Origin of the sequence: Streptomyces sp. NPDC015127 (genome assembly GCF_043080095.1) — a bacterium.
GTDB lineage: Bacteria > Actinomycetota > Actinomycetes > Streptomycetales > Streptomycetaceae > Streptomyces.
The window spans coordinates 304301-323833 of sequence record NZ_JBIBVE010000010.1 but is presented as its reverse complement, the minus strand read 5'-3'; the positions used below and the strand labels follow the sequence as shown (position 1 = coordinate 323833).

Genomic DNA, 19533 nt, shown 5'->3' with positions numbered 1-19533 from the left:
GCAAACGGCCGCCCGACACCGAATCGGTCTTGTGCACGACCCTTGCGGCTGTCAACAGAAATCTGCCCGCCGACCGAAAGGGCGCCCACCGGCACGAACGCACCTGACATGGCGTCAAAGTGTCCCGCCGGCGGGACAGCACCCGTCACCGATGACGATCTTGCGCCACTTCGAGCGCCTCGGTTAGCGTGCCCGGCACTTGCCATACCGGGCATCCGACAAGGACCAGCCATGAAACCGCGGATCGGAATCACCGCGCGATTCCGCACAGCAATTCAAAGCCACAGTCTGCATCGGGGTTACGTCGATCACGTCATCCGTGCAGGCGGTATACCGGTCGTCATTCCCTGCGTCGACGAGTCGCTCTGCGCACCTCTTCTGTCGTCTCTCGAAGGGCTCTTGCTCACGGGAGGCGAGGACATCGATCCCGCCCACTGCACGGGCACCACCCGGCAGAGCGGATACCAGTACCACCCCACCCGCGATGCGTTCGAGCTGACGCTCGCCGAGGCGGCGCTCGCGGCGGGACTGCCCACCCTCGGCATCTGCCGCGGCTGCCAGATCCTCTACACCGCCACGGGCAACCCGCTCATATCCCATATTCCGGACGTGAACGCGGGCCTCGTCGCCCACCGGACGTCGATCTCCGAGACCTCCCGGCACCGCGTCACCCTCGCCGAGGGCAGCAAGGTCGCCCGCGCGTACGGGGAGCGTTCCGTCGAGGTCACCTCGTACCACCATCAGGGCCTCGGCGATCAGGGGGGCGGCGCCTACCGGTGGCAGGTGACGGCCCGTTCCGACGACACGCTCGCCGAGGCGATCGAGCACGTGGGCGACGCATGGGCGGTGGGTGTCCTGTGGCATCCGGAACTGCCCGTGGATCCCGCCGAAGGGCTCGCGGACCCGCTGATCTCCGCGTTCGTGTCGGCAGCGGCGGGAGGACGCTGATGTTCGACATCCGCCCGCTCGGCCCGGGGGACCTCGACCTCGTGCTGGATCTGCAGGAGCGCATCCGGTCGTCCCTCGCGGACCAGGACATCTTCCAGCCGAGTACGCCCGAATTCATCGCGTACTGTCTCACCGACGGCGGGAACTGCTACGGCGTGACCCACGGCTCCCGTACGGTCGCCTACCGGATGGTCTACTTTCCTCGCGAGCGTGATTTCAACCTCGCGAAGGACACCTCGCTCCCGCCCTCCGAGCACACCCGTGTCGGGCACTGGGACACCATCGCCGTCCTGCCCGAGTGGCGGGGCCACGGGCTGGCGCGGCTGATGAACACCAGAGCGCTGGCCGATCTGGCGGACTCGGACATCCGGCACCTGTTCGCGACCAGTTCACCGAAGAATCCCCATGGCGTCAGGTCGCTGCTGGAGGCGGGATTCCGGCCCGTCGAACTCGTCCGCAAATTCGGCGGAAAACTCCGGTTCCTTTTCTACCGCCCCGCCCTTACGGGATGGACCACGGCGCCCGCCGGCGGGACGGACCGGGTCGTCGACCTGTCCGACATCACCGCGCTGGAAGACGCATTCCACGACGGATGGACCGGAATCCGCGTCATCCGGGACGAGCGCGAGGGCGCACAGCTGGTGATGCGCCGCCAGGCACTTCCCTTTGTGTGACGGGTAGTTCCGGCAGCCTCCCGACCGTCCGTACAGAAAGCACACGGCGTTGAAAATACTGATCACCATACCGAACCCCGATCTGGGGAGTTCGGACTTCCTGCGCTCCGGAAACGTGGTCCACGCACCCTGGCTGAATACCGCACCGGCCGAAGAGGTCCTGGAAGCCCTCCTCGCCCATCGCGCGCAGGGTCTGATCGCGTCGAGACGGCCTCCTGAGTCGCTGCTGCGACGATGGCCGAAAAGCGTGTCCGGCCCGCTCTTCGTCGCGTACGTGACCGGGGTGCCCGGCCCGTCGGCGGACCCCGGCTACCCCGGCCCCGTCGAGCACCGGCTGGCCGACGGCGGCATCGAGGAGATCGCGGCAGCCCTGGGCCACTGCGAGCGCCGGTTCGCCCTGGACCGGGCCGTGTCCCCACGGCCCGCGCCGCCCGCGGCGGACAGCCGCGAGGTCGTCCTGGTCGGCGCCGGCATCGTCAACCTCGTGACGGCGCTGTACCTGTCGGAGGCCGACTTCCGGGTGACGGTCCTCGACCGGTCCCCCGCGCCGGGCGGCGACGACTGGCGCAGGTACGGCTGCACCCATGCCGGCGACGACGCGCGCATGTTCACCTTCACCGAGATGGACAGCTACAACAACCGGGACTTCCACGGCAGCGCACCGGAGTACTTCCGGCTTCCGGTCGAGAAGATGGGCTGGCTCGCCACCGGGGACCGGCAGCTGTCCGAGGAGGAGTGCGCGTGGATCGAGGACTTCGAACGGGTCCCGTCCTGGCTCGCCCGGACCTACAACGAGGACATCTTCGCGTTCACCGCCGAGGCCTTCGACGAGTGGAACTCCCTGCGCCGGCAGTACCCCGGGCTCTTCGAGAACGTCGTCCTCACCGAGGGCATCCTGCGGCTGTACGGCGATCCCGATCACCTCCGGGCCGCGCTGGCCCGGCACCGCGCCCTCGGCGCGGTCTCCCGCGAGCCGACCCCGGCGGAGCTGGCCGAGGAGTTCCCGGCGCTGGCCCGCCCCCTCGCGACGGGGACGCCGGCCGGCGGATTCCTGGTGCCCGGCTTCACGCTGGCGGTCCACGCGTTCTCGCGCCGGATCGTCTCCTTCCTTCAGGCCAGGGGTGTGGTGTTCCACTGGGACACCCCGGTGCTCGGGGTCGTGCGGGACGGTTCCGGAGCCGTCACCGGTTTCGACTGCGCCACACCGATCCCGGACACAGCCCACGTCGTCGCGTCCCCCGGTGTCGACGGCAGTGCGCTGCTCGAAGGCTCCCCGTGCGCGGGCAGGATCCACGGTGTGCTGGGCGGCTGGATGCGGGTCGGCAACGAGACGGATCGGCTCCCCCACTCGCTCAAGGTCGGCCGCAGGGGGCATGTGACCGAGGACGCCAATGTGACGGTCGCCGTGGACGACGCGGGCCGGCAGAGCCTGATCGTCGGTTCCGGCTACGGCTACACGGGAGCCGGTGTCCACGCCGACGGGGAGCAGCTCGCCGCCATGAGACGCGGCATCCTCGACACCGTCGAGCGGCTCTTCCCCGGCCGGACCGTTCTGCCGGACCCGCAGGGGCACGGCGGCGCCGACGACTTCCGGTACTGCGTCAGGCCGTGGACCGCGACGTCGCTCGGTCTCTACCACGCCGAACGGACCGCGCACGACCGCCTCTTCGTCATCAACGGCGGCCACAACACCGGCGGCTTCGCGCAGTCCCCCGCGATCGCACGAGCCGTGCTCGCCTCTCTCGGCGGCCAGGCGCACGCGATGCACGCGCTGTACCACCCCGAGCGCCTGAGCGCCTTCATGACGGACGAGGCGCAGGCCGCCCCCGTCACGGCGGACACTCCCGCTCCCCTCATCTGACCGCCGCCGACACGAGCATGGAGGCACCGCACCGTGTCCCCGCACGAAGCAACCACCCCCCTCGAGCCCGCGGACTGGGACGAGTTCAGGGCTCTGGGCAAGCGCATCATCGACGACATGGCCGACTACCTGGCCGGCATCCGTGACAGGCCGGTGTGGCAACCGGTTCCCGATGCCGTCCGGGAGTCGCTGAGCACCCCTCTCCCCCGGACCGCCACACCGATGGAGGAGGTGTACGAGGAGTTCCGCGCCTCGGTCCTGCCGTACCCGCGCGGCAACATCCATCCGCGCTTCTGGGGGTGGGCGAACGGCTCCGGCGTCCCCGTCGCGGCCTACGCCGACCTCCTCGCCTCTGTCGTCAACTGCACCCTCGGCTCCGGCGAGAACGCGGCCATGATGGTCGAGCAGCAGGTGATCGAGTGGATGAAGGAGGCCATGCTCTGGCCCGCCACCGGTTCGGGAATCCTGACGAGCGGCGCGTCGATGGGGCAGATCATCGCCCTGGCCGCCGCGCGCGAGGCGAAGAGCGGGACGGCGGACATCCGCGGCCTGGGCGCCGGCGACGGAACGCCCCGGTTCACCGTCTACGGATCGACGGAGACACACCACTCGGTCGAGAAGGCGGTGGAACTGCTCGGGATCGGGGGGCGGTTCTTCCGGCAGATCCCGGTCGACCGGGAGTTCCGGATCGACGTCGACGCCCTGCGGACCGCCATCCGGCGGGACCGCGACGCCGGACTCACACCGCTGTGTCTGGTGGGGAACGCCGGCACGGTCAACACCGGCGCCGTCGATCCCCTGGAGGAGCTGCTCCGCACGGCGCGGGAGGAGGACCTCTGGTTCCACGTCGACGGTGCCTTCGGCGCCTTCGCCCGGCTCCTCCCCAGCCACCGGCCGCTCCTGGCCGGGCTCGGCGAGGCCGACTCCCTCGTCTTCGACCTGCACAAGTGGCTGTACATGCCCTTCGACGTCAGCTGTGTGCTCGCCCGGCAATCCGGCGCGCTGGAGAACGCGTTCCGTTCCAGCGCCGACTACATCAGCAGCACGGCGCAGGGTCCGGCCGCGTACTCCCTCGCGTTCTCCGACCGCGGTGTCGAGCAGTCCCGGCGGTTCCGGGCGCTCAAGGTGTGGTTCGCCCTCAAGACGCACGGCATCGGGGCGTTCGCCGACTCGATCGCGGGCAACATCGGCCAGATCGCGCACCTGGCGCACCTGGTCGACGGCTGCGACCGGCTGGAGCTGGTCTCCCGGAGCGACCTCAACATCGCGTGCTTCCGCTACGTCTGGCCGGGTGCCACGCCCGGCGAACTCGACCGTGTCAACCAGGACATCCTGTCCCGGCTCCAGATGGAGGGGCTGGCCATGCCGTCCCATACGGTGATCGACCGCAAGTTCGTCCTGCGCGTGGCCAACAACAATCACCGGACGGCCGCTTTCGACTTCGACTTCCTCGTCGAGCAGGTCCTGTCGATCGGCGACGACCTGATCGCGTCGTCACGGTGACGGGCCACATCCGCGGCACGGACCACCGAGGACGGGAGAGGCACATGGAGCAACCGGGTCGGCTGCGGCGTTCCGCACCGGTCCTCGTCGGGCTGTCGGCCGCGCTGGCGGCGACGGCTCTGTGGGGATTCACGTTTCTGGGCCCGGCAGCCGTCGCCCCCGTGAACATCTACTACCTCGTACTCGGCCGGTACGCGGTCTTCGGGCTGATGTCCGTCGCCGTGCTGGCCTCCCGTACGGACCGGCTGCGTGCCCTGGGGACGCGCAACGTCCTCAAGGCGCTGCACCTGGGCGTCGTCGGGTACATCGGCTTCTACCTGCTGCTGTCGATGTCGGCGTCCGCAGGCGGCGGCGTCCTCGCCTCGACCATGACGGGGCTCATCCCGGTCATGGTCGCGCTGGCGTCCAACGTCATCGAGAAGGTGCTCCGGTGGCGCAGCAGCCTGCTGCCCATCGCGGTCATCTCCGTCGGACTGTTCCTGGTGAACGGCGGCGTCGCCGCCTTCACCTCGGACGGCGGCGGAGGGGACCGGCTCGCCGGGGCCCTGCTGGGCTTCGCAGCGAGCCTGGTGTGGTCCTACTTCGTCATCGCCAACCGTATCGTCATGAAGCGGGCCGGCTCTGTCGTCGACAACACGACATGGACGGCCTGCATCGGGTTCGGGGCGTTCTGCGGCTCGCTGGTCCTGCTTCCGGCGGCCACGTCCGCCGGGGGCACGTCCCCGTTCGCCGATGCCGGCACCCTGTGGCCGTTCCTGGCCTGGTGCGTGGCGCTGGCCGTCCTGGGGTCCTGGTGCGCCACCTGGTTCTGGAACATCGCGTCGAAGCGTCTGCCGTCGACGGTCATGGGACCGATCATCGGGATGGAAGCGGTGTTCGGGGCGCTGTTCTACCTGCTGTGGGAGGGGCGCATGCCCCTTCCGCAGGAGTTCTGGGGCGGACTGCTGGTGATCGGCGGCGTCTTCCTCTGCGTCGTCGTCTTCGACAGGGCGCGGCCGGCCCCCGCGAAGTAGGCCCGCACCACTTTCCCGCCCATCACCGATGGGCCGTCAACCACTGCGCGCGCCCGCACGCCACGGCGCCGGGCGCGCCGGATCGGAGATCACCGCAATGAGAATGGGAATCGTCGGTGCCACCGGCAACGTCGGCACGGTGCTGCTCGACATCCTGGCCGAGCGTGATGTCGCCGTCGATGACATCAGGCTGTTCGCCTCCGCCCGCTCGGCCGGCCGTACGCTGCGCTGGAAGGACCGTGACGTGGTCGTGGAGGACGCGGGGAGCGCGGACTTCACGGGCCTCGACACAGTGATCTTCTCCGCGGGAGGTGCCACCTCGCGGGCGCTCGCCGAGAAGGTCGCCGCGCAGGGCGCCGTGGTCATCGACAACTCCTCCGCCTGGCGGCACGACCCGGACGTGCCGCTCGTGGTGTCGGAGGTCAACCCGGGGGCACTGGCCCACCGGCCCAAGGGCATCATCGCCAACCCCAACTGCACGACCATGGCGCTCATGCCGGTCCTGCGGCCGCTGCACGAGGAGGCCGAGCTGGTCTCCTTCGTGGCCGCCACCTATCAGGCCGTGTCCGGTGCGGGGATCGCGGCCATCACGGAGCTGGAGGACCAGGCACGCGAGGCCCTCGGCGACGTGCCCGCGCTGGTCCGTTCCGGGGGCGGTACCGCCCGCGCAGGCGCCGGCGTCTTCCCGCGTCCCATGGCCTTCAACGTCCTGCCGCTCGCCGGTGCCCTGGTCGACGACGGCCTCGGCGAGACCGAGGAGGAACACAAGCTCCGCAACGAGAGCCGCAAGATCCTGGGGATCCCGGACCTGAAGGTCTCCGGGACATGTGTCCGGGTGCCGGTCTTCACCGGACACTCGATTCAGGTCAACGCCCGGTTCCGGCGGCCGCTGGAGCCCGGCCGGGTACGGGAGCTGCTCGCCGCCGCCCCCGGCGTCGAGCTGACCGACCTGCCGACCTCGCGGCAGGCCGCGGGCGACGACGTGACCTTCGTCGGCAGGCTGCGCCGTGACGAGACCGCCGACCACGGCATCGCGTTCTTCTGCTCGTCGGACAACCTGCGCAAGGGCGCCGCTCTCAACGCGGTCCAGCTGGCGGAGCTCGTCGCCGCCGAGTGACAGGCCGGGGTGCGCCAGGGGCGGAAGGTCGGGGGTTTGCCTTCCGCCCCTGGCCGTCTCGTGAGCGGTCAGGCCCCGCTCGCCGCGACCGGGGCCGCCTGCGCGTCGGGGCGCAGCGCGGCCCGCTTCTCGGCCGTCCTGGCCAGCGGGCCCACCGCCGCGCCGGCGACGAGGAAGACGCCGCCGAGCACCGCCCATCCCGCGGTGCCGTTGCCGATCACACCGACCGTGACCAGGGTGGGCCCGAGCACGAACTGGGCGCTCGTTCCCAGATTGAACGTCGCCAGGTACTCGGCCCGCGAGAGGTCCGGTGCCAGCGCGTACGACAGGCCCCAGCCACCCGCGGACTGGTACAGCTCACCTGCGGTCAGCAGCACCAGCCCGAGGACCAGCGAGGCGACGACGAGGACGACGGACATCCCGAAGCCCGCCACGGCGAACAACGCGCAGGCGCCCACGAGGGCGACCGCCGCCTTGCGCATCGCCCGGACGCTGCCCGTGACGTTCTCCGTACCGGCCGAGGCGCGCACCTGGAAGACGACGGCGAGCACGGTGTTGACGACCAGCAGCAGCCCGACCAGTGCCTTCGGCGCACTGGTGTGCTCGCTCACCCACAGCGGTACGCCGATGCCGAGCAGCGCCATGTGGAGGACCAGTACGCCGTTGACCGCGGCCACGGCGACGTACCGCAGATCGCGCAGGGCGACCAGCCGCAGCGGCGAGGTCTTGGCCTTCTGCTCGGCGGGGGCTGCCGGGTGGCGCAGCCGGAGCCTGCTCAGGAGCAGTGCCGCGACGACGAACGACGCCGCGTTGCCCAGCACGATCACGCTGAACGCGGCGCGGGTGCCCACCGCGATGGCGACACTGGCGAGCAGGCCGCCGAGGGTGAATCCCACGTTGAAGACGACGCGCATGCGCGCCATCATCGCGACGCGCCCGTCCGCACCCGCCATCTGCTCGGCGAGGGCCTGGTAGATCGGGAAGACCGCCTGCTCGCCGACGCCGAGGAAGGCAGCGATCAGCAGGAAGCCGAGGAAGTCGTCGGCGAAGACGTACGCGGTGAAGCCGACGGCCCGGTAGAGGTTGAGGATCACCAGAAGCCGGCGCGGTGTCCAGCGGTCCGCCAGCCATCCGATCACCGGCTGGGCGGCGAGCCCCAGGACTCCGGCGACCGACAGGCCGATGCCCACCTGGGCCGCGGTCAGTCCCACGACGGTGGTGAAGAACAGCGCCGAGCCCGCCAGATACAGGCCCGTTCCCACGGCGTCGATCAGCCCGATCGCGAGGAAGGCGACGCCGCCCTTCACGGCCGCCGGGCCGAGCAGTGACTCCCGCAGGCGGCGCATCCCGCGCGCCTGTGTCCCCTCGGCCGTCACAGCGCGGCCTCGCGGTCGGCAGTGATCCGGACGGCGGCGGCCGCTTCCTCGGCGGCGGCACGGGCCGCCGCCGGATCGGCGGCGAGCAGCATGACCTCGCCGACCCGGTCCCACGAGGAGCGGAGTTCGGCCACGCGGTCCCCCGGGGCCACGGTGACGGAGGCACGCAGCACACCGGGCCGCTGCGCCACCTCATCGACGCCCGTCACCTCGGTGACGGTGCCCGCGGGCGCGGTGAGGAACCGGATCGCCGCGGCCATCGGTGCGTCGCCCGGCAGGCGCGGATCGCCGCCGGCCAGCAGCTCCACCAGGGTGCGGATCACGTTGCCGCCGTACGCCGCGTCGAGGAGGAAGGTGATCGAGTCGCCGGGCACCCGTCCCGCGCACTCGATGAGCACCGGGCCGTCCTCGCCGAGCATCCACTCGGCGTGCAGGATGCCGGTGTCGTACCCGGTGGCCTCCACCAGCCGTGCCATCGCCTCGCCGAAGCCCTCCCGGACCGCGTCCGGCAGGGCGGCCGGCACGACGTGGCCGAGCTCCACCGGGTACCGGCCGCCGGCGGTGAGCTTGTCGGTCACGTTCAGGAACACGATCCGTCCGCCGCGCACCAGGGCCTCGACGCTGTACTCGTGACCGTGCAGCCGCCGTTCGGCCATGTAGCGCCAGGTGAGTTCCCTGTCGGGCAGCATCAGGTCGTCGCGGGCGGAGACGGTGAGCTCCCACGCGGCGTCGATGTCGTCGCCCGGTTCCAGCAGCTGGACCCCCAAGGAGGCGTGCCGGTTGGCGGGCTTGAGCACGACCGGCCCGCCGGCGGCGAACTTCTCGACGTCCCTGGGCCCGTGCACCTCGGTCCACTCGGGATTGCGCAGCCCGGCCGCCCGCGCGGCGGCGCGCAGCCTGAGCTTGTCCGTCAGCGCGGCCGCGGCGTCCGCGCCCGCACCGGGCCTTCCCCACCGCTCGGCCAGGACGGCCGCGCCGTGGACGCCGTACTCCAGACCGGCGACGACCAGCGCGACGGGCTCGCCCGCCAGGTGCTCCTCGACGGCCGCCACGAACGCGAGGTCCTGGTGGTACGGGGCGGCGACGACGGACCCGACACAGCGCAGACCGGCCGCGGCATCGTGGACCGCGCGCTTGCGGACGATGTCCGGGTCCTCCACCACCACGACGCTGTCCTGCGGCAGGAACCGGTCCATCTGGTGGAGCAGCAGCTTGCCGAAGCCGACCATGACCACCCGGCCGGCGGGCAGTTCCATTTCCATTGATTCTTCTCTCTGTTGGTGGCGGGGGGGGACGGGCCCGACGCCCCGGAGCGATCGCTCCGGGGCGTGGTGCTCAGGCCGGACGCAGCGCGATGTCGAACCGGTCGATTCCGGCGATGAAGTTCGACGGCCTGCGGATCAGACCGGACAGGGCCTCCACCGACTCCACGCGCGTGAGCAGCTCGGTGAAGAGCGAGCGCATCTCCAGACGGGCCAGTACGGCACCCAGGCAGAAGTGCGGTCCGATGGTGAAGGACAGGTGGTTGTTGGGCGTCCGGTCGATACGGAACTCGTCCGGCGCCTCGAACACCTCCGGGTCGCGGTTGGCCGCCGAGAGCCAGACGCAGACCGTGTCCCCCTCCTTCAGCTCCGTACCGCCGAGCACGGCCGGCCGGGTGACCGTGCGGATGAGGTGCATGGCGGGCGTGTCGAAGCGGAGCATCTCCTCGATCATCGCCGGGATGCGCTCGTGGTCCTCGCGCAGCCACTGCCAGGCACCCGGCCGGGTGGCGAGCCGGAACAGGCCCGCCGCCACGGCGTTCTTGGTGGTCTCGTAGCCGCCGATGGCGAGGTTCAGGCAGTTGAGCAGCACCTCGTCTGAGGTCAGGCGCGCACCCTCCAGCTCGATGTCCATCAGGCGGCGGACCATGCCGTTGGGATCGAGCCGGTGCGGCTCGCCCTCGATGATCTCCACGAAGTACATGAGCAGGTCGTTGTTGCCGGTCTCGCTGCACCGGCGGCGCTCGGCCAGGGTGGGCGCCGCCGCGCCGGCCGCCTCGGTGCCGGTGATGGCGCGGCTGGCCATGGAGGCGACGTTCTCCTGGTCCTCCTCGGGGATGCCGAGGATGGAGCCGATGGTCAGCCGCGGCATCGGGGCGGTCAGCGCGGCGACCGCGTCCACCGTGCCCTCCCGTACGGCCGCTTCGGCCAGCCGCCGGGCGTGCCCCTCGATGACCGGGGTGAGCGAGTGGACGAACTGCGGTGTGATGGCCCCGGTGACCAGCTTGCGCAGACGGGCGTGGCGCGGCTTGTCGGTCAGCTCGATCATCAGCCCGGCCGCGGGGTCGCGGACACCGAGCGTGCTGTCCAGCGTCATGCCCCACTCGGAGCTGTACGTGGCGACGTCGCGCAGGACGGTCCGGGTGTGGTCGTGCCGGGTCACGGAGTAGAAGCCGGGCGCGTCGGGCCGGTCCTGCCAGAAGAGCTCCGGCAGGTCCCGCATCGCCGCCCAGGCCCGGTAGGGCGGATCGGGGACGAACTGCGCCGGGGAGGACAGGTCGACGGAGGCGAGGTCCACGGGGGCCTCCGCGGCGTCGCTGAGGCCGGTGCCGACCGGTGCGTCAGTGGTCATCGGTCTCGTCCTCCGGCTCGGTGGCGGACTCCAGCAGTTCGAGGACGATCTCGACGACCTTGGCGGGCCGGGTGCGCGTGAAGTAGTGGCCGCCGCCGGGGATCTCCAGCAGCCTCGGGACGCCGGTGAGCGGCTCCCAGTCCCGGTAGCGCTCCACGAAGCCGTCGGTGACCGGATCGTCGGCGGCGTACACGGCCGTCGTCGGCACGGTCACCGGCCCGGCCGCCGTCCCGCCGTCCCGGCCCGCGTTCAGGTAGTAGGCGTTGGCGCTGGTCGAGTCGTGGCGGAAGGTGCGCACCAGCAGGTCGGCGTAGGAGGCTCCCAGCTCGTCGAAGCCGGTGAAGCCGGTCTCCACGGTGAGCCAGTGCCTGATGTCCTCGTACGTCATCGAGGAGACGTAGTCGATGGACTCGTGCAGGGCGTCGGCGTCGTACAGCAGCTTGGCCCCGATGAACAGGTGCGCCACCTCGACGTCCCGCGCCCGCAGCAGTCGCGCCACCTCGATGGCCAGCGCGGAGCCGACGCAGTGGCCCCACAGGACGATCCTGCCGCGCTCCTGGCGGAGCAGCTCCTCGACCACGAGGGCCGCGGTTTCGGTGACCGGCATCAGCTCGTCGGCACCGGACTTGGGGTCGTGGCCGGGCAGTTCGACGCCCAGCACGGCGAAGGAGGGGTCCTTGCGCCGCATCGCGTCGGCGACGGGGCGGAAGTGCACCGCGTGACCGGCACCGTAGGGGAAGCAGACGAGGGTCGCAGTCGGCCGGTCGTCGGGGGGTGTGAGTCGCACCAGGACGCCGGATCCCTCGTCCTGCGTGAGCTTCTCCGCGAGGCGGGCCTGCTCGCCCAGGCGGGAGTTGCGCATCACGTCCTTGATCGTCACCAGGCCGTTCAGCATCATGACGGCGCGCATCGCCGCCAGTGAGTTGCCGCCGAGCTCGAAGAAGTCGTCGGTGAGCTTGATCGACGCCGGGTCGATGCCGAGGACCTCGCCCCAGACGGCCGCCACGCGCAGAGCGGCCGAGGACAGCTCGCCGTCGGTCGCCGCGGCGTCCGGCGCCTCGGCGTCGCCGGCCGCCGCGGGCACCTGCGGCGCGTCGGCGCCGGCACCGGCCGGCTCCAGTACGCCGGTGGGCAGCCAGCGGCCCCGGCCGGCCGGGGAGCGGGTGCCGTCCGGGCGGACCAGGACGACGTCGCCCGGGGCGCCGATCGGCGCGGGCAGACCCGCCGGGTCGAGGACCTCCACGGTGGCGGCGCCCTCCGTGCCGGGGACGGCAGGCTGCGGGCGGGAGCCGAACTCCGCGAGCTCGGCCAGCTCTTCGTCGTCCAGCAGCGGCCGGGCCGTGTGGGGTTCCGACGGGTCGGCTGTCATCCGGTCGAGTGCGGCGACGAAGTAGCCGCCGATGCGGACGATGTGGCTGTTGTCGAACGCGTCCGCGTGGTAGTGGAGGCTCAGCTGCACCTCGTCGGTGTAGAAGTGCCGGGAGAACTCCGAGCGGAGCGGGAACTCCGTGATGGCCACGGCACGCACGTCGAGCAGCGAGAACTCGGGCAGCTCGCGCAGCTTCTTCAAGGAGTAGAAGTGCGTGAAGTTGAAGACGGTCTCGAACAGCGGGGCCTGGGTCTGCAGGTCCTGCTTCATCTTGGCCATCGGGTAGCGGCGGTGGGGCAGGAACGAGGTCTCGGCGTCGTAGATCTGCCGGATCAGGCCTTCCCAGCTGCCGTCGGCCAGTTCCACCCGCAGCGGCACCGAGTTGAGGAAGAGACCGCACGCCTTCTCGGCGTCGGCGGCTTCCGGGCGGCCGCTGTGCTCGTAGCCCGTCATCACGTCCCGCTCGCCGGTCACCACGGCGTGCACCTTCATGTGGGCGGCGAGCAGCGCGGACTTCACCGGCACGCCGAGGCGCCCCGCCAGTGCCACGATCCGGTCGGACAGCCCGCGCGGGAGCGGTACGTCCTGGAGAACGACGTGGAACGCGGCCTCCTCGTCCCTCGGACGCAGCCGGGGGACGACGGTCTGCGGCCGGTCCTCCAGGAGGTCGAGCCAGTACGCCCGGTCGGTCTCCGAATTGATCGACTGCTGTTCCAGGCCGATGAAGTTGCGCAGGTGGTTGGGGACGGGCTCGCCGGTGAAGACGCCGTCGGTGCACAGGGCGTGGTAGATCTCGAACAGCTTGGTGTGCACCAGGTTGATGCTCCAGCCGTCCAGCGCCGAGTTGTGCTGGCTGATGCTGTACCGGTAAAGGTCGTCGCGCAGGATGTGCACGTGGAGCCGGATGAGGCCGGGGTACTCCCAGTCGAAGGCGTGGGCCTTCTCCTGTCGCTCCCACTCCTCGTACCAGCTCTCCTGGGCCGCCTCGTCGAGGTGGCGGATGTCGGCGACGAACACCGGCGGCGGGTCCACGGACTTGTGGACGAGCTGCAGGTAGTCGCTGAAGCCGGTCAGCCGGTAGCTGGTGCGGAAGATGGGGTTCTGGTCGACGAGGATGCGTACGGCCTCGGTGAAGGCCTCGGCGTCGAAGCTGCTGTTGATGAGGTACCCGATGATGTCGTGGTACTGGGAGCTGCCCCGGGTCATCTCGCTCTGGAAGATGGTGCCCGCCGACAGCATCGACATCGGGTACGCGTCCTCGACGTCCTCCGGCAGACGGCTGCGGTCCTCCTCGCTGATGAGCTCGAACGGGGCGAACTCGTGACGCAGCCCCTCCTCGGTGCCGCCGTCGTCCAGCAGCGCCGCCAGGGCCGCGACGGTGGGGTTGGCGAAGAGCTGCTGGAAGGTGAAGGCCAGGCCCAGCTTGCGGGCCTTGGCGAGCACGGTGACGAAGTGGATCGACGTGCCGCCGAGCGCGAAGAAGCTGTCGTGCACGCCGATCCGGTCGCGGCCGAGCACCTCGGAGATCAGGCCGGCCAGCGCCTTCTCGCTCTCGGTGCGGGGCGCCACATAGCCCGCGGCCTCGGTGACGGGCTCCGGCAGGGCGGCCCGGTCGAGCTTTCCGTTGGGTGAGAGGGGGAAGGCGTCCATCACCACGACGCGGACCGGCACCATGTACTCGGGCAGCATCCCGGCGAGGTGATCGCGCAGTTGCCGCTCCGTCGGCCGCTCCCCGGCCGTTTCGGCGGCCACGGCGTAGCCGAGCAGCTGCTGCCGGCCGTCCGCGCCGGTGCGCACCACGACCGCGGCGTCGTTGACCCGCGGGTGGTCGAGGAGCTGCCGCTCGATCTCGCCGAGCTCGATGCGGTAGCCGCGGAGCTTGACCTGGGAGTCGTTGCGGCCCAGGTACTCCAGCGAGCCGTCCGGCAGACGCCGGACCAGGTCTCCGGTGCGGTAGGCGCGGGACTCGCCCTCGAAGGGGTCCGCCACGAACCGCTCCGCGGTGAGTTCCGCGCGGTGGAGGTAGCCGCGGGCGAGACCGTCACCGGCGATGTACAGCTCGCCGGGCAGGCCCACCGGCCGCTCGCGGCGCTGCTCGTCGAGCACGTGGAGCCGGGTGTTGTCGATGGGCAGGCCGATCGGCACCACGGTGGCGTCGGCGGCGGTGCGGTGGTGGCTGACGTCCACGGTCGCCTCGGTGGGCCCGTAGAGGTTGATCAGCTCGGCGTGGCCCAGCACGTCGGCGAAGCGGCGGACGTGGTGGACACCGAGCGCCTCGCCGCTGGCGAAGACCTGACGCAGCGAGGAGAGCCGCTCCGCGGCGCCGGTGGCCGCCACGTAGTCGAGGAACGCGCCCAGCATGGTGGGCACGAAGTGCAGGGTGGTGACGCGGTGGCGCTCGACGGCGGCCACGATGGCCTCCGGCTCACGCTCGCCGCCCGGCTCCAGCAGGGCGACGCGCGCACCGTCGATGTGCCACCAGAACAGCTCCCACACCGACACGTCGAAGGAGACCGGCGTCTTCTGCAGGATCGTGTCCGCGCCGTCGATCGGGTAGGCGCGCTGCATCCAGTTGAGCCGGTTGACGACGCTGCGGTGCTCCACCACCACGCCCTTGGGCGCGCCCGTGGAACCCGACGTGTAGATGACGTAGGCGGCGTCGGTCGCGGAGCCCGGTTCCAGGGGCTCGAACGGGCCGGTGTCCCCGGCGGCGTCCGGGGACAGCTCCAGCACGGTGACGGACGGCGGCAACTGCCCGGCGCGCGAGGGCTGGGCCAGGACGACCGCCGCCTTGCTGTCCTCGAGCATGTAGGACATGCGGGCGGTCGGCAGCGAGACGTCGAGCGGCAGGTAGGCCCCGCCGGCCTTCAGGACGGCGAGGATGCCGACCAGCATCTCGACCGACCGCTCTGCCAGGACACCGACGATGATCTCGCGGCCCACCCCCTGCTCCCGCAGGGTCCGGGCCAGCCGGGTGGTGGCGCGGTCCAGTTCGGCGAAGGTGAGGGAGACGTCGCCGGAGACGACGGCGACGGCGTCGGGCGTCGCCGCCACCGTGCGGGCGAAGAGCTCCGGGAGCGTCACGTCGTCGGGGAACGGCACGGCGGTGTCGTTGGCCGCCGCGACGACGGCCGCGTCCGTCTCGTCGCTGAGGTCCAGGCCCGAGAGCGGGGCGTCCGGTGCCGCCACGGCGGCTGCGAGCAGGCGCGCGTAGTGCGTGGCGAGGCGGGTGGCGCTCTCCGGGGAGAATCGTTCCGCCTCGACGCGTACGCCGACGGCCAGCCCGGTCCCGGTGCGCCGGACGTGGAACAGCACGTCGGTGGCGACCGCGTCCACCGCCTCGGCGCTGTGCAGGCCCTCCAGCGCGACGGCCACCTCGACCTCGGCGCCGGTCAGTTCGACGGGGTAGTCCTGGTGGGCGAGCACCTCCAGGGTGGCCTCGCGCAGCCGGCTCAGGAGGGTCTTGAGGGTGTCGTCCGCCCGCAGTTCGAGACGGGTCGGAAGGACAGCGGCCAGCGGCTCGGCCGCGGTCGGAGGCTGCCCGACGACCAGGTCGCTCACGCCGCTGTACGTGTTCAGCAGGGCGAAAGCGGCCGCGGTGAGCAGCGTGTGGAGGGTGGTGTCGTCGTCGCGGCTGACGGCTGCCAGCCGCTCGGCCAGCGCGGTGTCGAGGTCGAGCACCGCGGCCGGGCGGGTGCGTCCGGTACGGGCGGCGGCGGGGCGGTCGGCGGGGAACCCGGTGGCGCGGGCGCCCTGCAGGAAGCCGGCCCAGAACGCAGCCGAGGCGGGCCGCTGTGCGGCAGCGATCTTCCGCTGCCCGACGGTCAGGTGAGAACTCATGAAGGAGGTGCTCCTCGGCTGTGGATCAGAAGTCGAATGCGATGCCGGGAAGGTCCGGCGCGGCCGTGGTCTCGGTGCCGCCGGGGCCGGCCGGCCCTGCAAGGGCGGCGACCGTCGTGCCGGGGTGGGCGAGCGCCCGGTCGAGGATGCCGAGGAGGGTGTCGCGGAACGCGGCGACCGTGGCGCGGTCGAAGAGCTCCGTCGAGTACTCCCACTCGATGTGCAGGTCGTCCTGCTCCTCGTAGACCTGCATGTTCAGGTCGAACATGCCCTGGCCGGTGTGGCGGGGCCGCAGCAGGACCCGCTCCCCCAGGAAGTCGACGGACTGCAGTGCGGCCGCCTGCAGCGCGAGCATGGTGTCGAAGATCGGGTTCCGGCCGGGCACGGGATCCCCGGCGGCCTCGCGGACGAGTTCGCCGAACGGGAAGTCCTGGTGCTCGAACGCCTCGCGCGCGGTGACGGCGACCTCGTCGACGAGTGCGCCGAACTCCTTGTCCCCCGCGGGCCGCAGGCGCAGGCACACGGTGTTGACGAACATGCCCACGGCCGTGTCGAGGCCCGGAGCGGTCCGGCCGGACGCCGGCACCCCGACGGTGACGTCGTCCTGCCCGGTGACCGCGGACAGGAAGACCGCGTACGCGGCCGCCAGCGGTGCGAAGAGCGTGACGGAGTGCTGCGCGGCGAAGGTGCGCAGCGCGGCCGTGCGCTGCGTACCGAGCCCGAAGGGCAGCAGATCACCGGCGTTGCTCCGGACGGCGGGCCGGGGCCGGTCGGTGGGCAGCTCGGCCGGAGCGGGCCGGCCGCGGAACACGGAGGTCCAGTACGCCCGCTGCTCCTCGGTGATGCCCTTCCCGTCCCCGGACGCCGCCCAGTGGGCGTAGTCGCGGTAGGGGTGCGCGACCGGCGGCAGCTCCCTGCCGTGGTACAGCGCGTCGAGGTCGCCGAACAGGTGCGTGAGGGACAGCCCGTCGACCACCAGGTGGTGCAGGTCCACGAACAGCACGGACCGGTCGCCGGTTCGGTGGAGGACGGCCCGCGCCAGCGGCGGAGTCCCCAGGTCGAACGGCCGGACCAGTGCGTCGAGACGGGGCTCCCCGTCGACGAAACGCAGGTCCGCGTCGGCGTCGGCGTGCACCACCTGCACCGGTTCGTCCTTCAGCACGAAGGAGGTGCGCAGGACCTCGTGCCGGCGGATCAGTCCCCGCCAGGCCGCCGCGAGCCGTTCCTCGTCGGTCCCGGCCGGGAGCTCCAGCAGCACCGGCACGTTGTACTGCACCGAGGTCTCGTCCTTGCGCTGTGCCACGAACAGCGGGTACTGCTGCGGTGCGAGCGGGTAGTGCTCGGCCGGCGGTGCGGCGGGCAGCGCGACGGGCTGCTCCGGCTCGGGCGCCCGGCTGCCGAGCAGCGCGGCGAGCTCCTCGACGGTGGGGTTGCGGAAGATGTCCGCGACGGTCACCGGCAGGCCGAACTCCTCGCCGATGGCGGCCGCGAGGCCGGCGGCCATCAGCGAGTCGACACCGTGGTCGAAGGCGGAGTCGAGGACGCCTACGGTGGCGCCCGGCAGGGCGCTCTCCCAGATCGCGACCAGCCGCTCCTCGACGCCGTCGCGCGGCGGCACGTGCTCCACCGGCAGGTCGTGCAGACCGGCCGGATCGGGCAGCGCCGACCGGTCGACCTTGCCGTGGGCCGTCAGCGGCAGGGAGTCGAGCACGACGAGGTGGCCGGGGATCAGATGACGCGGCAGCCGCTCCGCCAGATGCTCCCGCACCTCGCGCACGTCGACCGGTTCGCTCTCCGTGATGTAGGCGGCGAGGTAGCGGTCGGTCGCGTCCCCGCCGTCGCGGACCCGCGGTACGACGACGGCCTCGCCGACGGACGGGTGGCCGCGCAGCGCCGCCTCGATCTCGCCCGGCTCGATGCGGTAGCCCCGGATCTTCACCTGACCGTCCGCCCGGCCGAGGAACTCGATGACGCCGTCCGGGCGCTGCCGTGCCCGGTCGCCCGTGCGGTACATGCGGCCGCCGGGCAGGAAGGGATCGGGCAGGAAGACCTGCTCGGTGATGTCCGGGCGGTTGAGGTAGCCGAGCGCCACCCCGTCGCCGCCGACGTACAGCTCGCCCTCGGTGCCCGGGGGGACGGGAACGCCCGTCGTGTCCAACACGTAGGCGGTGGAGTGGGCGATGGGGCGTCCGATGGGCAGCGGCCCGCCGGTCTCCTCCGGGCCGACGGCGTGGGTGGTGGAGAAGGTCGTGTTCTCCGTGGGGCCGTAGCCGTTGACCACGCGTACCCCGGGGGAGGCGGCCAGGACGGCGGCCACGTGCTCACCGGCGACCACGTCCCCGCCGACGACGAGATCGGTCAGCGGGGCGAAGACCGACGGGTCCTGCCGGGCGATCCGGCTGAAGAGGGGCGAGGTGAGCCACAGCGTGGTGACGGCGTGCTCGCGCAGCGCGGCGCCGAGCCGGCCCGCGTCCAGGATGGTGTCCTCCTCGGGCAGGACGAGTGCGCCGCCGTTCAGCAGCGGGCCCCACAGCTCGAACGTGCTCGCGTCGAAGGAGACGGCACCCGTCTGCAGAACCCGCATCCCGTCGGAGAACGTGACGAAGTCCGTACCGGTGACCAGGCGCACCACATTGCGGTGGCACACCATGACACCCTTGGGCCGTCCGGTGCTGCCCGAGGTGTACATCACGTAGGCGAGGCCGTCGGCTCCCACATCGGCCGACGCATCGGCCGCCAACTCCCCGGCGCAGACGGCGGGTTCCTCGCCGATCGCCATCTGCGCCCCGCGGCCGTCGGGCAGTTCGCCCTCACGGTCGCCGAGCAGCAGCCGCACCCCGCCGTCGGCGAGCAGGTACGCGACCCGCCGCTCCGGCTCGGAGGGGCTGATCGGCAGGTACCCGGCCCCGGCGCGCAGCACGGCCAGGTTGGCGATCACCCACTCGGGGCTCCGCTCGGCACGCACCGCCACGAGTTCGCCGGGGCGCACTCCGTACGCGGTGATGCGGGCGGCGAGCCGGGCCGAGCGCTCGGCCAGCCGGCGGTAGGTCAGGGTGCCCCGGGCGCTGACCACGGCTGGCGCGTCGGGCGTCGCGGCGGCGCGCCGGAGGAACAGGTCGTGGATCGTGGCGTCGCGCCGGTAGCCCGGTGACGCTCCGGTGGCGGTGCGCGCGGGCTCGGCGCCGGGCTCGTCCGGGCGGGACAGCTCAGGTTTCATCG

The 19533-nt window shown here is 71.7% G+C and carries 11 protein-coding genes; 6 read left to right on the top strand and 5 right to left on the bottom strand.

Annotated elements, in window-relative coordinates; genetic code table 11:
- The first annotated feature begins 108 nt into the window (after positions 1 to 108).
- The 6 genes from ACF08N_RS21555 to ACF08N_RS21530 all read left to right on the top strand — a co-directional run bounded on the left by ACF08N_RS21555 (position 109) and on the right by ACF08N_RS21530 (position 7116).
- Positions 109 to 948 carry a gamma-glutamyl-gamma-aminobutyrate hydrolase family protein gene (locus tag ACF08N_RS21555; RefSeq protein WP_392326275.1) on the top strand — a complete coding sequence of 280 codons (840 nt, stop codon included), beginning with the start codon at positions 109 to 111 and terminating at the stop codon, positions 946 to 948.
- Complete coding sequence (locus tag ACF08N_RS21550) at positions 948 to 1622, top strand: GNAT family N-acetyltransferase (protein ID WP_392326246.1); 675 nt, start codon at positions 948 to 950, stop codon at positions 1620 to 1622. Before ACF08N_RS21555 ends, ACF08N_RS21550 begins: the two co-directional genes overlap by 1 nt.
- Before the next feature lie 49 nt (positions 1623 to 1671).
- Entirely contained in the window at positions 1672 to 3483 is a 1812-nt protein-coding gene (locus ACF08N_RS21545; RefSeq protein WP_392326245.1) for an NAD(P)/FAD-dependent oxidoreductase, read from the top strand.
- A gap of 33 nt (positions 3484 to 3516) precedes the next feature.
- The gene (locus tag ACF08N_RS21540) at positions 3517 to 4986 is read left to right on the top strand and encodes a pyridoxal phosphate-dependent decarboxylase family protein (protein WP_392326244.1); all 1470 of its coding nucleotides are present in this window, start codon (positions 3517 to 3519) and stop codon (positions 4984 to 4986) included.
- A 44-nt stretch (positions 4987 to 5030) separates the two neighbouring features.
- On the top strand, positions 5031 to 5999 hold the full coding sequence (locus tag ACF08N_RS21535; RefSeq protein ID WP_392326243.1) for a DMT family transporter: 969 nt from the start codon (positions 5031 to 5033) through the stop codon (positions 5997 to 5999).
- Positions 6000 to 6096: 97 nt separating this feature from the next.
- Positions 6097 to 7116: an aspartate-semialdehyde dehydrogenase gene (locus ACF08N_RS21530; protein WP_392326242.1), complete on the top strand. Its 1020-nt coding sequence runs from the start codon at positions 6097 to 6099 to the stop codon at positions 7114 to 7116.
- Between the two features lie 68 nt (positions 7117 to 7184).
- On the opposite strand, the gene ACF08N_RS21525 is transcribed toward ACF08N_RS21530, so the two are convergent.
- The 5 genes from ACF08N_RS21525 to ACF08N_RS21505 form a co-directional block, all read right to left on the bottom strand.
- A complete protein-coding gene (locus ACF08N_RS21525; RefSeq protein WP_392326241.1) occupies positions 7185 to 8462 on the bottom strand; it encodes an MFS transporter in 1278 nt (425 codons plus the stop codon).
- A 26-nt stretch (positions 8463 to 8488) separates the two neighbouring features.
- Positions 8489 to 9748: an ATP-grasp domain-containing protein gene (locus ACF08N_RS21520; protein WP_392326240.1), complete on the bottom strand. Its 1260-nt coding sequence runs from the start codon at positions 9746 to 9748 to the stop codon at positions 8489 to 8491.
- A gap of 79 nt (positions 9749 to 9827) precedes the next feature.
- Entirely contained in the window at positions 9828 to 11105 is a 1278-nt protein-coding gene (locus ACF08N_RS21515; protein WP_392326239.1) for a cytochrome P450, read from the bottom strand.
- Positions 11095 to 16314 carry an amino acid adenylation domain-containing protein gene (locus ACF08N_RS21510; RefSeq protein WP_392326238.1) on the bottom strand — a complete coding sequence of 1740 codons (5220 nt, stop codon included), beginning with the start codon at positions 16312 to 16314 and terminating at the stop codon, positions 11095 to 11097. The genes ACF08N_RS21515 and ACF08N_RS21510 overlap by 11 nt, the downstream gene beginning before the upstream one ends.
- A 25-nt stretch (positions 16315 to 16339) precedes the next feature.
- A complete protein-coding gene (locus ACF08N_RS21505) occupies positions 16340 to 19531 on the bottom strand; it encodes an amino acid adenylation domain-containing protein (protein WP_392326237.1) in 3192 nt (1063 codons plus the stop codon).
- Positions 19532 to 19533: the final 2 nt, after the last annotated feature.

Bases quoted from the DNA above. Each gene is read 5' to 3' on its own strand.
- ACF08N_RS21505 (WP_392326237.1), bottom strand. From the start codon at position 19,531: ATGAAACCTGAGCTGTCCCGCCCGGACGAGCCCGGCGCCGAGCCCGCG.
- ACF08N_RS21555 (WP_392326275.1), top strand. From the start codon at position 109: ATGGCGTCAAAGTGTCCCGCCGGCGGGACAGCACCCGTCACCGATGAC.
- ACF08N_RS21530 (WP_392326242.1), top strand. From the start codon at position 6,097: ATGAGAATGGGAATCGTCGGTGCCACCGGCAACGTCGGCACGGTGCTG.
- ACF08N_RS21520 (WP_392326240.1), bottom strand. From the start codon at position 9,748: ATGGAACTGCCCGCCGGCCGGGTGGTCATGGTCGGCTTCGGCAAGCTG.
- ACF08N_RS21515 (WP_392326239.1), bottom strand. From the start codon at position 11,105: ATGACCACTGACGCACCGGTCGGCACCGGCCTCAGCGACGCCGCGGAG.
- ACF08N_RS21550 (WP_392326246.1), top strand. From the start codon at position 948: ATGTTCGACATCCGCCCGCTCGGCCCGGGGGACCTCGACCTCGTGCTG.
- ACF08N_RS21525 (WP_392326241.1), bottom strand. From the start codon at position 8,462: ATGCGCCGCCTGCGGGAGTCACTGCTCGGCCCGGCGGCCGTGAAGGGC.
- ACF08N_RS21535 (WP_392326243.1), top strand. From the start codon at position 5,031: ATGGAGCAACCGGGTCGGCTGCGGCGTTCCGCACCGGTCCTCGTCGGG.
- ACF08N_RS21510 (WP_392326238.1), bottom strand. From the start codon at position 16,314: ATGAGTTCTCACCTGACCGTCGGGCAGCGGAAGATCGCTGCCGCACAG.